Origin of the sequence: Actinocrinis sp. (assembly GCF_035938995.1) — a bacterium.
Taxonomy (GTDB): domain Bacteria; phylum Actinomycetota; class Actinomycetes; order Streptomycetales; family Catenulisporaceae; genus DASZGI01.
Genome location: NZ_DASZGI010000031.1, coordinates 1 through 14,881, shown reverse-complemented (window position 1 = coordinate 14,881; position 14,881 = coordinate 1). Strand labels below are relative to the sequence as shown.

Genomic DNA, 14,881 nt, shown 5'->3' with positions numbered 1-14,881 from the left:
GTCAACGGGCAGGGGATGACCGTCTACCGATTCGATGCCGACTCGAACAACCCGCCGACCTCGAACTGCAGCAGCTCGTGCACCACCTACTGGCCGCCGGTGACCGCCGGATCCGGAACGCCGCAGGTCCAGGGGATATCCGCCTCTCTGCTCGGCACCATTACCCGATCTGACGGCACAAAGCAGCTGACCCTCGCCGGCTGGCCGCTGTACACCTTCACGGGCGACCACGCCGCCGGCGACGCCAAGGGCCAGGGCCTCAACGCCTCCGGCGCCAAGTGGTGGGCGGTGACTCCGACCGGAGCCAAGGCCGGCTCGTCGTCCGGTGGGTCGCCGTCGTCTACTTACACCAGTGGCAGCGGATACTGAGAAACGCGTGGCAGTAGCCTGATGAGCTATATCAAAGTCGTGTCCTAGGAGGCCGGCACGACACGATCCCCGGGCTTCCGGTCCGGAATGAGGCCGGGGCCCGGGGATCCGTCGCGTCTGGGGCACGCGCCGTCAGCGCGGATCAGGCCTCGATGGTCGGTCGCGACGCGGGCTACGCCTGATCGGAGTCGGCGAACTGCCAGCGGTGTTCGACCCGGGCGAGCTTCCAGTAGCCGATCGCGACCGCCCAGACGACGATGAACGCGCCGACGATGACGAAGCCGACATTGTTCAGGTTCAGATTCGAGATCCAGTCGGTGACGGGGTTGACGAAGCCCAGCTGGTCGTGGGCGACGCCGATCAGTTCGATGCTGCCGATGACGAGGGCGACCGCGACCGACAGGCCGGTGATGGTCAGGTTGTAGTACACCTTGCGGACCGGGTTCGAGAACGCCCAGTGGTAGGCGAAGTTCATGAACGTGCCGTCGAGGGTGTCGAACAGCGACATGCCCGCGGTGAACAGCAGCGGCAGGCACAGGATCGCGTACCAGGGCAGCCCCGCCGCGGCGGTGGACCCGGCCAGGGCGAGCAGCAGCACCTCGGTCGCGGTGTCGAAGCCGATGCCGAACAGCAGCCCGACCGGGTACATCTGCCCGGGCCGGGTGATCGACTTCGTCAGCCGACCCAGGATCCGGTTCAGGAAGCCGCGCTTGTCCAGCTGCTCGGTCAGCTTCGCCTCGTCGAACTCTCCGCGCCGCAGCGCGCGGTACATCTTGGCGATGCCGACGAGCGCGACGAGGTTCAGGATCCCGATCAGGTAGAGGAAGCCGCCTGATGCGCTCGTCGACACCACGCCGAGAGTCTGGCGCGCCGAGGAGCCGTCGCTGGTGAGCGAGGCGACCTGGCGGGTGCCCGCCGCGATCCCCGCCGCGAGCAGCACGACGATCGTCGAGTGCCCGAGGGCGAACCAGAAACCGACCGAGACCGGGCGCTTTCCGTCCGCCATGAGCTTGCGGGTGGTGTTGTCGATGGCTGCGATGTGGTCGGCGTCGAAGGCGTGGCGCATCCCGAGCGTGTACGCGGTGATTCCGAGTCCGAACCCGAATACCTGTTTGCCCACGGTGTAGTGGTGCGGGGTGATGAGCACGACCAGGATTCCGAAGGCTGCGACGTGCAGTGCGGCGATCACCGCGAGCAGGCCGGCGAACCGGGTCCAGTCCGCGCGTCGCCAGCGCGCGCTCGTCCGGGGGGAAGCACGCAAGTTCTCGGGCACGCTCACGCGGACCGCCTCCAGCACCTCGTGGATGGTCGACAACGGTGCCGCGGCCGGTCTCCTGGCTGACGGGTCGAACGCGCCCGCTCCGCCTTCCCGGACACCCCCAGGCGTCCAGTGGCTACCTCCCGAGAAAAGGAGGGCTGGAACAGGCACTTCCCGATCACAGTGGCGAGGGCCGCCCCGGTTTCACACCGGTCTTCCCGAACACCACGGCTCAGTCACCGTAGCGAGAAGCGGAAACCTCTGCAAGATTCATCACTTGTGCAGGTGTTGCACGCGGGGCGCCGAGCGCCGCTCGAACTCTGCGACGCCGCGCCGTGGATCTGCAGCCGTGCGATGTACAGCAGCGCGATCTACAGCCGCCGTCGAGCCTCGCGACATCGCCGCTGGGGACAATCCCACCCATGGCCGTCGAATTGAACCACACGATCGTCTACAGCCGGAACAGCCGGGAGTCCGCCCGGTTCCTCGCGTACGTCCTCGGGCTCGAGGTCGGGGTGCCTTGGGGGCCGTTCGTCCCGGTCGTGACCGCCAACGGGGTCGAACTGGACTTCGCCGTGGCCCGCACGGAGCCGATCACCAGGCAGCATTACGCGTTCCTCATCTACGAGGAGGAGTTCGACGCGGCCGTCGCCCGGATGAAGACGGCCGGGATCGGCTACTTCGCGGACCGGGCCATGCGGCAGGCCGGCGAGATCAACTACGACCACGGCGGACGCGGCCTCTATTTCGAGGATCCGACCAGGCACGTCATGGAGATCATCACGCACCCGTACGAGATCTCCCGGCGCTAGTCATCTGACCGGGCAAGGCACCTGAGCTCGGTCACTGCGACGCTCCACGAGCACCGGGCCGCGATGCTCAGGCGGTACGGAGCGTCGTCGAGCCGCGGTAGGTGATCGCCGCGGCCTTCCATCACCTTCAGTAGTTGATCAGTCGCGGAACAGCACGGGCGGATGAATATTCCGTGACACACAGGTGTTTTCTCACGTGCGTCCCTTCCTCGTCAGCGACCACCCGCATACTTTTCCGGTGTGACCAGTAATGACGTGCTGATGGCGCTCGTAGTCGTCACGGCTCTGGCATTCGACTTCACCAACGGCTTCCACGACACCGGCAACGCGATGGCCACGTCCATCGCGACCGGCGCGCTTCCGCCGCGCATCGCGGTCGCGCTCTCCGGAGTGCTTAACCTGGTCGGCGCGTTCCTTTCGTTCAGCGTCGCCGCCACCATCGCCAGCGGCCTGGTGCAGAGCCACCTGGTCACCCCGACCGTGGTCTTCGCGGGCCTGGTCGGCGGCATCCTGTGGAACCTGGCGACGTGGTTCTTCGGCATCCCGTCGAGTTCCTCCCACGCGCTGATCGGCGGGGTGATCGGCTCCACCCTCGCCGCGGCCGGCGGACACGCGGTGCTCTGGCACGGTGTGGTGTCCAAGGTGATCCTCCCCGCGGTGCTCTCACCGGTCATCGCCGGAGTGGTCGCCGCGATCGGCACCTACCTGGTCTACCGGCTGACCCGCGAGATGGCCGCCTCGGCACGCGGTCGCGGCTTCAAGATCGGCCAGATCGGCTCGGCCTCCATGGTCTCGCTCGCGCACGGCACCAACGACGCGCAGAAGACCATGGGCGTGATCACCCTGGCCCTCATCGCCAACGGCTCGCTGCACTCCGGAGCGAAGGCGCCCACCTGGGTCATAGTCTCCTGCGCACTGGCGATCAGCCTCGGCACCTACGTCGGTGGCTGGCGGGTCATCAGGGCCCTGGGCAAGGGTCTGGTCGAGATCGAGGCGCCGCAGGGCATGGCCGCCGAGTCCGCCTCGGCCGCGGTCATCCTGCTGTCGAGCAACTTCGGCTACTCGCTGTCCACCACGCACGTGGCCACCGGCTCGATCCTCGGCTCCGGGGTGGGCAAGCGCGGCGCGGAGGTGCGCTGGGGGGTGGCCGGTCGGATGGCGACCGCCTGGATCCTCACACTTCCCTCCGCGGGCGTGGTCGGCGCGCTGGCCGACGACGCGGCCCGCGGCGTCGGCGGCACCGCAGGGGTCAGTGTCATCTTCGTCGCGCTGGTGGCCGGCTCGCTGGCCTTCTACCTCCGCTCGCGCCAGACCGCGGTCACCGCGGGCAACGTCAATGCCGAGTGGACCGGTTCGGTCGCTCCGGTGCCCGCGACCGCGGCCAGCCCGGCGTAGCGCCCGGTGACGGAAACCCGGTGACGAGAAGCCGAAAGGCGAGGAAGCGAGGCGTACACCGATGAACTCCTGGATCAACCTCTCCGCGCTGTGGAAGATCGTGGTCATCGGGCTGCTGGCCGGCGCCGGCCTGCCCGCGCTGTTCGCGATCGGTCTGCGGGCGCTCTACCCGCGCACCGCGACCGCGCCGGACGGACAGGACGGCGACCAGGCCGTCACCGCCGGGCCGCTCGGCCTGGTCGCGGCGACGGTGTGCTTCGCCGTCGTCCTGGCCGCGATCGGCTGGGGCATCTACAGCATCGTCGACCACAGCTAGCGCCCCCCACCGGACCCGCTGCCCACTCGCCCCTGGCTCGATCGACCGATCGAGCCAGGGGCGCGCCACGGCGCGGGACATCTGAGGTCTGTGACACAAGAGTTGCCGCTGTGCCGTGCGCTGCCCGGTGAAACTATGCGAGACTGCGTCCTGACGGTCCATCAGAACCTCCGGATGCGAGCCAAACCCCGGCATGCTCCCCGTGCCGGATCAGGGGACTCACAAGGAGCGTTGGCGTGACCTATGGCAGTCTTCCGTCCGGCGCGGTGCCCGGTGACCGGCCGCATCCGGCGCGGATCTACGACTACCTGCTCGGCGGCCGGGACAACTACGAGCTCGACCGTGACGCGGCGCACCGGATCATCGAGGCGCTGCCGAGGGTACGCGCCGCGGCGCGCGAGAACCGCGCGTTCCTGCACCGTGCGGTGCGTGCCGTGGTGCGCGCCGGGATCCGCCAGATCATCGACATCGGCACCGGCATCCCCACCTCGCCCAACACCCACGAGGTGGCCCAGGCGCTCGCCCCGCGCACCCGCGTGGTGTACGTCGACAACGACCCCATCGTCGGGGCGCACGCGCACGCGAGGCTGACCAACGCCTCCCACGCCGCTTTCGCGTCCGCGGACCTGCGCGATCCCTGGTCGATCCTGGACCACCCGGTGACCAAGGCCGCGATCGACTTCGACAAGCCCGTGGCCGTGTTCCTGGTCGCGGTGCTGCACTTCATCACGGACGCGGAGAACCCCGCCGCCACCCTCGCCGCACTGCGCGACGCGATGGCACCGGGCAGCTGTCTGGCACTCACCCACGCCAGCGGCGACGACGTCGACAACCTCGACGACGTGGTGCGGGTCTTCCGCGGCGCCACCTCGACCATCAACGTGCGCAGCCGGGCGCGGGTGCTCGACCTCTTCGACGGCTTCGACCTGATCGACCCCGGTCTGGTCAGCGTCGCCCAGTGGCGTCCGGAAGAAGACGGCGGCGTCGCCGCACGCTTCAGCATCTACGCGGGCGTCGGCTTCAAGTAGTCGAGACACGCGCGGCGCCACCCACCACCGACTCAACCCTCGAACATCACCGCACGGCGCGCGATCGCGGCGCGCCGACCCGCACGACTGCCCGACCACTCCCCCACACTCACCTCGGAGGCGAGTGCATGGTCACGATGACCCGGCCCGCCGCGGCGCGGCTCATTCCGGAGGCTTGCGGCCGCTCGAGCGTCGCCACCACGCTGGCCTTCCACCACGACCAGATCGGGTTCCTCGCCGCCGCCCTGCGCGCCAACCCCGACATCGTGCGCATCCGGCTGCTCGGCACACCCCTGATCATGGTCAACCATCCCGACTACGTGCAGCACGTGCTGGTCGACAACCACGAGAACTACAACAAGGACACGGCGCTGTTCCGCGCGGTGCGCCCCGTGCTTCGCAATGGCCTGATCGGGGCCGTCGGCGGAGAGCTCTGGCACCGGCAGCGAAGGCTGATGCAACCCTCTTTCCACCGGCCCAAGACCGCCGCGTTCGTCGGGAACATGACGGCCGAGACCGCCGACATGCTCGAGCGCTGGCGGCAACGCCACCCCGGCGGCGGGGTGGTGGACGTGAGCTCGGAGACCGGGCAGCTCGCGCTGCGGATCGTCGGACGCAACCTGTTCGGCACGGACGTCGGCCAGTCCAGCGAGGCGCTCGAGCAGGCGTTCACCCGGGCGAACACCATCATGACCGACTTCTTCCGCTTCCCGTTCCCGCCGCTGAGCGTGCCGACCCCGGCGCATCTGAAGCTTCGCCGGCTGATCGCCTGGTTCGACCGGTATGTCGACGAGCTGATCGAGCGCCGCCGCGCGCCCGGCTATCAGGGTGATGATCTGCTCGCGGTGCTCGCCGAGGCGATCGACGAGGAGACCGGCGAGCCGATGCCCGCGCAGCAACTGCACGAGGAGGTGGTCAACATCATGATCGGCGGCTACGAGACGGCGACTCTCGCGGTCAGTTGGCTGTTGCACCACGTGGCGCGGGACCAGGAGATCCAGCGGCGGCTGCACGCCGAGGTAGACGCCGAACTCGGCGGGCGCACTCCCGGCTTCGGGGATCTCGGGCGCCTGACCTATCTGCGGATGGTGGCGGACGAGACGCTGCGGATGAACACCCCCGCCTGGCAGACGATGCGCGGCGTGGTGCATGACGACGAGATCGACGGCTACCGCATTCCCGCCCGATCAGGTGTCTACATCAATTACTTCACCCTGCATCGGCACCCCGAGTTCTGGCCGGATCCCGAGCGGTTCGACCCCGAGCGGTTCACCGCTGCCGGCAAGGCGGCCCGCCCGCGCAACGCCTACCAGCCGTTCGGCAGCGGGCCGCGTATCTGCATCGGCAAGCACTTCGCGCTGGCCGAGCTGCTGGTGATCACCGCGATGATTCTGCAGACGTACCGGCTGCGCCCGGCGCCCGGCGCACCCGTGCGGGTGAAGCCGATGATCACCTTGCGGCCCGACCGGCCGATCCGGCTCGAGTTGGAGGCGCGGTGATCAGCCTTCCGTTTCCGCCCGGCCGCAATCCGCACGGCGACGCGGCGCGCGCACACCTCGACCGATGGGTGCGGGAGCAGCGGCTGGTCGTCCAGCCCGCAGCGGCGCGGCGCTTCGCCGAGGCCGATTTCGCGGGCTTCGCGGCGCTGACCCATCCGACGATCGACGAAGTCGCCCTGTGTCTGATCGCTGACTGGTTCGCCTGGCTGTTCCTGCTCGACGACCAACTCGACGACGGGTTCATCGGCTACGACCCGCGCCAGGTGAACGCGCTGGTCGTCGGCATCATGGAGGTCCTCGACTCGCCCGGGGACCACGGCCCCCGGCCGTACTACGCACCGCTGATCGCAGCACTCGCAAACCTGTGGAGCCGCACGGCGCCAGAAGCGACGGCGGCATGGCGACAACGCTTCACAGCGCACATACTCGCTGCTGGAGCCGCGGCGCTCTGGGAGGCGGACAACCGCGCCGTTGGCCTCGTACCAGATCCGAGCGTGTACATCGAGAAACGGCGGCATACCGGGGCCATCTATGTGTGCATGGACCTGGTCGAGGTGCTGCACGGCATCGACGTGCCGGACGACGCGTATGCGGACGGAACATTCCAAGCCGCGCTCGCAGCCGCATGCGACGTGGTGTGCTGGACGAACGACCTCTACTCAGTCGACAAGGAACGCGCCCTCGGCGAGTACCACAACCTCGTGTATGTGGTCGAACACCACCTCGAGCTCGATCGCGCACAGGCAGCCACGCGCGTCGCCGCGGACATCCACAAGCGGGTCGAGGACTACCTCGACGACGAGCAGCGCCTGCTGGATCGCGTGGACTGTCCTCGCGAAGTAGAGGTCTGCCTCGGCGCGATGCGGGCGTGGATGCGCGGCAACCTGGACTGGTCCGCGCGAACGCCGCGCTATGGTCCGACCGGACCAGGGCACGACGATCTGGAGGCGGTCGCCGGAGGAGCCGGGTGAGCTCGCTCGCGCCGCAGGCTCCGCCCGCGCCCGGCGGTCCGCGCGGCCTCGTCATGGCCAGGGCCCTGATCCCCCCGGCGCTGCGTGCCTGGATCGCGCGGCTCGACCCCGAGTTGGCCGCGCTGTGCTGCTACCAGCTGGGTTTCGACGCCGCGGGCGGTCCGCGCGACGGAGGCAAGCTCCTGCGTCCGGCCCTGTGCCTGCTGAGCGCGGCCGCGGCGGGCGGCGATCCGTCGGACGCGGTGTCGGCCTGCGTCGCGGTCGAACTCATACACAACGCAACGCTGGTCCACGACGACATCATGGACGGCGACAAGCTGCGCCGGCACCGCCCCACCGCGTGGGCGAGGTTCGGTGTGCCGGCGGCGATCCTGGCCGGGGACGCGCTGCTGGCCTTGGCGTTCGAGACGCTGACCGAGGATCCGCATCCGGCGGCGCCCGTCACGGCGGCGGAGCTGACTCGTACCCTGCGGGTGCTGTCCAGCGGTCAGGAGCGCGACCTGCGCTATGAGCGTCTGCCTTCGATCACCCTGCGGCAGTGCCTTTCCATGCTGGAGGCGAAGTCGGGATCGCTGCTGGGCTTCGCGTGCCGGGCCGGGGCCTCGTACGCGGGGGCGCCACCGGAGTGGCGCGGCCGGTTCAGCGGATTCGGCACGGACCTGGGCGTCGCGTTTCAGCTGGTCGACGACCTGCTCGGGATCTGGGGCGACCCGCGGGTGACCGGAAAGCCGGCCGGTTCGGATCTGCGGGCCCGCAAGAAGAGCGCCCCGGTGGTGGCGGCGTTGTCGTCCGGTGGCGCCGCCGCCGCGCGGCTGGCCGAGCTTTATGGGAAGCGCAGGCCGCTCAATCAGCGCGAGCTGCGCGTCGCGGCGAAGTCGGTGGAGCAGGCCGGTGGACGCGACTGGACGCTCGGCGAGATCCGCCGCCGGACCGAGTCCGCCCTCGAGCGGTTGGAGGGCCTTGATCTCGACCACGCCGCACACGCCGATCTGAGGCAGCTCGCCGCCGCGGCGGCCGATCGGGCTTGGTGAGCGCGCGGCGCCGTACGCTCTACTTTTTGATGCCCGCTCCTGCGTAAATGCCGAACCGCGGGGGCTCGCCCCCGGCCGGGTCCGGGCGCCATTGCGCCACCGTGACCAGGCCGGGGGCGAGCAGTTCGAAGCCGTCGAAGAGTTCGAGCACCTGTGGCCGGTGGCGCAGCGTGAGCGGGGTCGTGGCCTGGGTGAATATCTTGACCGCGGCTTGGGCGTCGTCCGTCACGCCGTCGTCGGTGGCGTGCGAGAGGGCCAGGTAGCTGCCGGGAGCGAGCGCGGCGCCCAGCTCGCCGATGCACCGGCCCGGGTCCTCCAGCTCGGTGATGAAGTGCAGGATCGCGATGAGGATCAGCGCGACCGGCCGGGAGAAGTCGATCATCGAGGTGACCGCCGGGTGCTCCAGGATGTCCCGCGGCTCGCGGAAGTCGGCCCGCGCGAAGACGGTGTCGCGGGCGCCGATGAGGCGGGCGTCGGCGTGGGCCTGCACGACCGGGTCGTTGTCCACGTAGACCACGCGGGTGCCCGGGGCGAGGGCTTGGGCCACCTCGTGGGTGTTGGGCGAGGTGGGGATGCCGGTCCCGATGTCGATGATCTGGCGCACCCCGGCGTCGACGACGGTGCGCACGACGCGGTGCAGGAACTCGCGGTTGGCGCGTGCGGCTTCGTAGATGCGGGGCAGCGCCAGCATGATCTCCTCGGCGGCGAACCGGTCGACCTCGTAGTTGTCGCGGCCGCCGAGGAAGTAGTCGTAGATGCGCGCCGGATGCGGCCGGTTCGTGTACAGCAGGTCGGGCGGAATGCTCTCGAAGACCATGCCGCCCTCCGCATGTCGGCACGCGTCCGCACCGGGTTCGTACCCGAATTCGCGAGACCCCGGACGCGTATTCGAAGAATCCTGCGAGAAGTCTGACATATGAGCGGTACTGATTTGCTCTGCGCGGGCGAAATGGGCCGCTCGATGTCACCGAGGGCCGAGGGCGGCCGAAGATCACTCGGTGGCCGCCGGCCGGTGGCCGGAGGCGGCACGGCCCGCCGATCTCCCTCTTGCGCGCCGAACACCTGAACGGGGCAAGATATACGCGCCCCGGTCAACTTCGAAGAGCCAATGTACACAGCGCTACCGGCCGTGAGCGCGGAGGGTGCGCGCGACTTTCTCGCCCAAGGCCAGCTGCATTCACTGCTCGGCGCCATCCTCGGCCTCCAGGGAAAGGCGCGCGAAGCGCTCGAGAGCCACGACGAGGCACTTCGGCTTATCCGCAGCTGCGACGCGCGCACCAGCGAGGCCGAGGCGCTGAACGATCTCGCCGACACGCTGCGTGCCCTCGGGCGCGCCGCTGAGTCTCTTGAACGCTACAAGCAGGGCCTCGCCCTGGCCCGCCGCGTGAACAACCGCTACCAGCAGGCTCGCGCCCACCGCGGCATCGCTCTGACGCATCAGGACGACACAACCGCCCGCAGCCATGCGGCCCAAGCCCGGCAGCTTTACGCCGACCTCGGCTTGCCCGGCGACGAGTTACCCGCACAATCCGTGTTGGGCACGCCAACACCCGAGGCCGCAGGCGCCGCAGGTCAAACGCCTTCCGGATAGCCGTATCCGCAGGTGTCGAGGACGAGTTCGGCGAACATAGCCTCGGCCCAGGAGAACCACGCACGGGTCCACCGCGCGGGCCGGTCGACGTGCAGGGATTCGTGGATGCGGGCCGTTCCGGCGGCGGTGGCCAGCAGGTTTTCGATCGCGGCTGGCTTGTCCGCCGGGTTCGTGCTGGTGAGGGCGGCGGCCGCGACCGCGATGGGCCAGACGTGGCGCCGCGGAGTGTGCGGACTGCCGACCCCGGACGCCGCAGAGCCACGGTAGTAGTGCGGGTTGCGGTCGCTGAGCACGAACGCGCGCGTCGCGAGATACGTCGGATCGTCCGGGCGGCAGTATCCGAGTAGGGGAAGCGCGAGCAGGCTGGGGATGTTCGCGTCGTCCATCTCCAGCACACCGCCTCGGCCGTCGACCTCATAGGCCCAGCGCGGTCCGGTTGTCGGATCCGAGATCACAGCGTGGGCGCGGATGCCGGCCTCGATCGCCGCACGCAGACCGAGCGCCCGCTGTGCCGTCTCGGCGCGTGAGCCCGGTGCCGCCTCGGCGATCTCAGCTAGGCAGCCGAGCACGACGCTGGCGAACATGTTGCCCGGCACGTTGTAGCCGTAGCGGGCGGCGTCGTCGCTTGGCCGGAATCCACTCCAGGTCATTCCGGTGACGGCGACCTCGGGTCCGCGTCCGCGGCGTGTGAGCGTGCGGGAGAACGGGCCGCGGGCGCGCCGGAACCGGTAGGCGGAGCGCGCTTCGTGGTCCTGCTCGGTCTCCCAGGTGTCCAGGATCAGCCCGACTACGTGCCAGAACCGTGCGTCGAAAATGTCGGTGCGACCGTAGCGGCGCCACGTCCGATAGGCGAGCAGCAGCGGAAAGCAGAGCGAGTCGACCTCGTACTTGCGCTCCCACACCCACGGATTCGGGTTCGTGGCGTCCCGGTGTCCCGCGCCGTTCGGGCGGACGTTGAAGGCGTTCGCGTAAGGGTCGAGCGCCACGAACTCCAGTTGCCTTCGCAGCACCGCGACGACGAACTCCTCGGCCCACCGCGCCGCGGCGAGCCGCAGGAACGGCATGACCTGCGCCGCCGAGTCGCGCAGCCACATCGCCGGGATGTCCCCGGTGACCAGGAAGACGGTGCCGTCGTCGAGCCGTTCGGCGGCCCGGCCCATCGTCTCGGCGAAGTAGCGGGAGACGATCCGAGCTGCCCGGTCGTCGTCGAGGACGGCTACGATCCGTTCCTCGACGACGGCCAGGTCGGAGACCGCGTCAGCCACACCACCATCCTCTCCCGCCTCGCGATCCCGAATCCACGAGGCGGGAGAGCCGCTTCGGTGAGCGGGCTCAGCTCGTCGCGGCCGACAGCAGTTCGAACTGTTGCTGCGCCCAGGCGTAGGCCTCGGCGACGTCGGCCGCGTTCGACCGCGTCACGGCGATGCTCACCTCGTAGTCGCCCTTCCAGGCCAGCACCCAGATGGTCTCTTTCTGCAGGAGGTCGGCGACGCTGACCGGCGCGGCCACGCACTGCGAGTCGGGCAGCACGGCCGCGTCGGTGCAGTCGCGGTCATTCGAGACGTTGATCCCGTATTCGAGCTGCGCCGCTGCTTTCGCCTCCGCCGGATTGCCGTATTTCAGCAGCACCGCGTCAGCGGTGGCTCCGTCGGCCGCGGTCCAGGAGCGGTGTTCGGCGCTCTTGAAGCCGTCGGAGTCCATCCACTTGGCGGTGTCGGTGCTCGTCGCGGACTCGTACTGAGAGGCATAGGAGTAGTCGTCGACGCTCTTGTCGGCGTGGAACGAGGACGCGGTGGTGTCAGTGGCACCGCCAGGCAGCGGCAGCAGGCAGTCGCCGGAGGCCGGGCAGGTTCCCTGGCTGAAGGCCGGAAGAGTGGGCGCGTTCAGCGGGAACAGGCCCATGGGCTGCGAACTCGCGGTGTGGTTGATCAGATTGAGCTCGGACTGGGTCCAGCTGTTGGCGGTGCCGGAGTCGAAGGAGCCGGAGAAGTACAGCCAGCCGTTGACGATGACGTTGCCGATGGCCTGCGTGAAGTAGAAGCCGATGAAGCCGTTCGAGTCCGGCTTGTTCGCGTACCACGCCTGCGCTCCGGGCTCGTTGGGGATCGTGTAGCTGACGCCGCTCTGACCCGGATTCCACTCGGGGTCGCCGAAGTTCTTGCCGCTCAGCTCGTTGGCGCCGGTCGCGGTGATGGTCTGGATCAGGTAGATGTCCGCCTGCTTGTTCCCGCCGTCCGTGTCCCAGTCCTCGTGCGCGATGGCCGAGACCCCGTCCGAGCTGAAGTTCGACGACACCTGCGTCTGCGTGTCCGCCTTGCTGTCGTAAGAGAGCTGGATGAACTGGCTCGACGTGAGGGTCGAGCCGGCCACCCAGTGACTGTCGGTGGGCGAGGTCCAGCGTTCGGCGCCGCTGGGCATCGGCATGAGGCACGAGGTGAGCTGGCCGCAGGCGAGCTGCTCGCCGCCCGGGGCGACGTCGGGCTGGTCGGCGGGCGCGGCCGGAGCGGTGCGCAGCGACGCCAGCTCGGTGCCGGCCCAGGTTTCGAGATCCGCGGCGCTGAGCTTCATCGGGCTGGAGTACGCGACGTTGAGCACGAGGTTCCCAACGACGGTCGAGTAAGCCGCGTCGATGTTCCCCTGCTTGTCCGCCTTGGTGGCGGCGAAGGCCTTCGCGGCCGTGTCGCCCGGAATGGTGACCGATTGGCCCGGATAGGCGGCCGCGATCTCGGCCGTGCGGGTCGCGTTCCAGGCCCGCGCGCCCTTCTGGCTGGCGAACTGGAGCAGCACGAGATCGACGTTGTTCCCGTCGACGGCGTTCCAGTCGGCGTGCGCGAGATGCTGAAGCCCGTCCGTGGTCGTGAACGACGAGGTGTCGTCGCTGACGCCCGCAGCGTCACGGGTGATGTTGGAGCTGTAAAGGTCCGTGGTCGGCGCGGTGTCCTGATCCCACGGGCTGGAGCCGCTGAGCTGCTCGGCTCCGGCGGGAGCCTTGATGAGGCACGTCGTGAGCTTAGAGGGCTGACAATGCACCATCGCGACAACCGAGTTGCCGCTCCGTCCGGACGTGAGGGCCACCACACCGACGGACACCAAGGCCAGCACCACAACTACTGCGGTGATCCACAGGACCCGCTTGCGCTTGGGCTTTTGCGTGGCCGGAACTGTGCCGAGCGGGGGCTCGATAGAAATAGAAGGCGTCGTCGGATCCGGCTGGGCCACGGCCACGGTCACGGCCAACGCCACTGAAGCCTGGACAGTTGCGGACTGAGCCACCGTCTCCGACTCCGCCCCCGCGTGGTCCTGCTCGGAGCGCACCGTGCCGTCCGGCTGGGCCCAGCCGGAGTCCTCCGCCGACGACGGCGGGAGGAGCTCAGGCGACGACGATGGCGCGTTTGTGGATTCCGACTCGGACTCGGAATCAGGCATGCGTATATCCCCCCTGGTTTGAGCGAGAGCCCCGAAAGGTATGTTCGATGGAGCTTTGCGTGTGCAGGGTACACGGCAGTGATCAGCGTGCGGAATGGAGATTTCGCCATCCGTCAGAACCCACGTTCGGTACGCGAGAGCACCCTCGACGTGTCCCTCGCCGCCATGCCTTACCTGATCGACCACTGCCTGTTCAGACAGCCGGACGACTGGCCCTGGCCCGAAGACGGATTCCCGGTCCTCCCCGCCACGACGACTCTCCATCACATGCTCGCCGAGGCTGCCGCAGCATCGCCCGGCCGCGTGCCCACAGCGGTGCGCAACGTACGGTTCGACCGCTGGGTGCTCGCCGCGCCGCCTCAGCAGGTCCGCATCATCACGACGCTGGACGAATCCGGCGAATATCACGTCCGCTTCGGCGATTGCGCTTCGGCGCGCGTCGAGCTCGCGGACGATTACCCGCCCGCCGCGACGCCGTGGCAGTTCAGCGCGTCATCCGAACAGCCCCCTGAGATCACCGCGAAGGACTTCTACGCGCAACGCACCGTGTTCCACGGCCCGGCGTATCAGGGCATTACGGAGATGCTGGCGGCCGGCGACGGTCACGCGCGGGCGATCGTGACCGTGGGCGCCGCGCCGGGCATGGTCCTCGACAACGTCGGCCACGTCCTGGTGTGCGCCTTCCGCGCCTCCGGCTACCGGTACGACGGCATGATCCCGGTGGGTATCAGACACCTGCGCTTCTTCGCAGACCACCCCGCACCCGGCGACGAGCTGGAGTTCCGAGTGCGGATGACCGCCGTCACGGGCCGTGAAGTCGTCGCGGACGCCCAGATCCTGCAAGACGGCGCGGTCTGGGCGCAGATCGAGGGGTGGACGGCGTGGCGTTCGGCGACGGACGAGCGGATGCTCGAGTTCCTCAAGTATCCGGGCAGCAACTGCATACCACTGCGGCAGCCGGGCGGCTGGGTCGCACTGTTCGGCACCGGCGCGACGCGCACCAGCCGTGACCTGCTCGCCCGGAGCGAACTCGGCGCGGCCGGTTATGCCGAGTACGAACGCACATCGCCCACCGACCGTGGCCGGTGGCTGGCGGACCGGCTGGCCGCCAAGGACGCGGTGCGCACCGCGTTGTGGGACGAGGGAACCGCGGAGGTGTATCCCACCGAGCTGCGCATCGATCTG

The 14,881-nt window shown here is 69.1% G+C and carries 14 protein-coding genes and 1 riboswitch; of the genes, 10 read left to right on the top strand and 4 right to left on the bottom strand.

Annotated features, from left to right (window positions below):
* On the top strand, positions 1–369 hold a 369-nt coding region (locus VGZ32_RS01930), incomplete at its 5' end, for a hypothetical protein (protein WP_326884017.1).
* Between the two features lie 172 nt (positions 370–541).
* Here VGZ32_RS01930 and VGZ32_RS01925 read toward each other — a convergent pair.
* Positions 542–1,648: a HoxN/HupN/NixA family nickel/cobalt transporter gene (locus VGZ32_RS01925; RefSeq protein WP_326884016.1), complete on the bottom strand. Its 1,107-nt coding sequence runs from the start codon at positions 1,646–1,648 to the stop codon at positions 542–544.
* Between the two features lie 28 nt (positions 1,649–1,676).
* Positions 1,677–1,872, bottom strand: a riboswitch (cobalamin riboswitch).
* Positions 1,873–2,049: 177 nt separating this feature from the next.
* Between VGZ32_RS01925 and VGZ32_RS01920 the strand changes: the two genes are divergently transcribed.
* From VGZ32_RS01920 to VGZ32_RS01890, 7 genes are all read left to right on the top strand, one after another.
* Positions 2,050–2,439, top strand: coding sequence for a VOC family protein (locus tag VGZ32_RS01920; RefSeq protein ID WP_326884015.1), 390 nt, complete (start codon positions 2,050–2,052; stop codon positions 2,437–2,439).
* A gap of 240 nt (positions 2,440–2,679) precedes the next feature.
* Positions 2,680–3,834, top strand: coding sequence for an inorganic phosphate transporter (locus tag VGZ32_RS01915; RefSeq protein ID WP_326884014.1), 1,155 nt, complete (start codon positions 2,680–2,682; stop codon positions 3,832–3,834).
* 61 nt (positions 3,835–3,895) lie between these two features.
* The gene (locus VGZ32_RS01910) at positions 3,896–4,150 is read left to right on the top strand and encodes a hypothetical protein (RefSeq protein ID WP_326884013.1); all 255 of its coding nucleotides are present in this window, start codon (positions 3,896–3,898) and stop codon (positions 4,148–4,150) included.
* A gap of 236 nt (positions 4,151–4,386) precedes the next feature.
* Entirely contained in the window at positions 4,387–5,178 is a 792-nt protein-coding gene (locus VGZ32_RS01905) for an SAM-dependent methyltransferase (protein ID WP_326884012.1), read from the top strand.
* 128 nt (positions 5,179–5,306) lie between these two features.
* Positions 5,307–6,677, top strand: coding sequence for a cytochrome P450 (locus VGZ32_RS01900; protein WP_326884011.1), 1,371 nt, complete (start codon positions 5,307–5,309; stop codon positions 6,675–6,677).
* The gene (locus VGZ32_RS01895; protein WP_326884010.1) at positions 6,674–7,648 is read left to right on the top strand and encodes a terpene synthase family protein; all 975 of its coding nucleotides are present in this window, start codon (positions 6,674–6,676) and stop codon (positions 7,646–7,648) included. The genes VGZ32_RS01900 and VGZ32_RS01895 overlap by 4 nt, the downstream gene beginning before the upstream one ends.
* Positions 7,645–8,679 (top strand): polyprenyl synthetase family protein, encoded by a 1,035-nt coding sequence (locus tag VGZ32_RS01890; protein ID WP_326884009.1) that lies wholly within the window; start codon positions 7,645–7,647, stop codon positions 8,677–8,679. The genes VGZ32_RS01895 and VGZ32_RS01890 overlap by 4 nt, the downstream gene beginning before the upstream one ends.
* Before the next feature lie 19 nt (positions 8,680–8,698).
* Here the strand turns inward: VGZ32_RS01890 and VGZ32_RS01885 are convergent, their stop codons facing one another.
* Positions 8,699–9,496 (bottom strand): SAM-dependent methyltransferase, encoded by a 798-nt coding sequence (locus VGZ32_RS01885; protein WP_326884008.1) that lies wholly within the window; start codon positions 9,494–9,496, stop codon positions 8,699–8,701.
* 312 nt (positions 9,497–9,808) lie between these two features.
* Here VGZ32_RS01885 and VGZ32_RS01880 point away from each other — a divergent pair, with 312 nt between their 5' ends.
* Positions 9,809–10,270, top strand: a complete 462-nt coding sequence (locus VGZ32_RS01880; RefSeq protein WP_326884007.1) for a tetratricopeptide repeat protein — start codon at positions 9,809–9,811, stop codon at positions 10,268–10,270.
* Here VGZ32_RS01880 and VGZ32_RS01875 read toward each other — a convergent pair.
* Together VGZ32_RS01875 and VGZ32_RS01870 are read right to left on the bottom strand one after the other, a co-directional pair.
* Positions 10,252–11,535: a glycoside hydrolase family 125 protein gene (locus VGZ32_RS01875; RefSeq protein WP_326884006.1), complete on the bottom strand. Its 1,284-nt coding sequence runs from the start codon at positions 11,533–11,535 to the stop codon at positions 10,252–10,254. The two genes, VGZ32_RS01880 and VGZ32_RS01875, sit on opposite strands and share 19 nt — an antisense overlap.
* 67 nt (positions 11,536–11,602) lie before the next feature.
* On the bottom strand, positions 11,603–13,696 hold the full coding sequence (locus tag VGZ32_RS01870) for a hypothetical protein (RefSeq protein ID WP_326884005.1): 2,094 nt from the start codon (positions 13,694–13,696) through the stop codon (positions 11,603–11,605).
* Positions 13,697–13,783: 87 nt separating this feature from the next.
* On the opposite strand from VGZ32_RS01870, the gene VGZ32_RS01865 reads away from it, so the two are divergent.
* The coding region (locus VGZ32_RS01865; protein WP_326884004.1) for a polyketide synthase dehydratase domain-containing protein at positions 13,784–14,881 on the top strand (1,098 nt) is incomplete at its 3' end.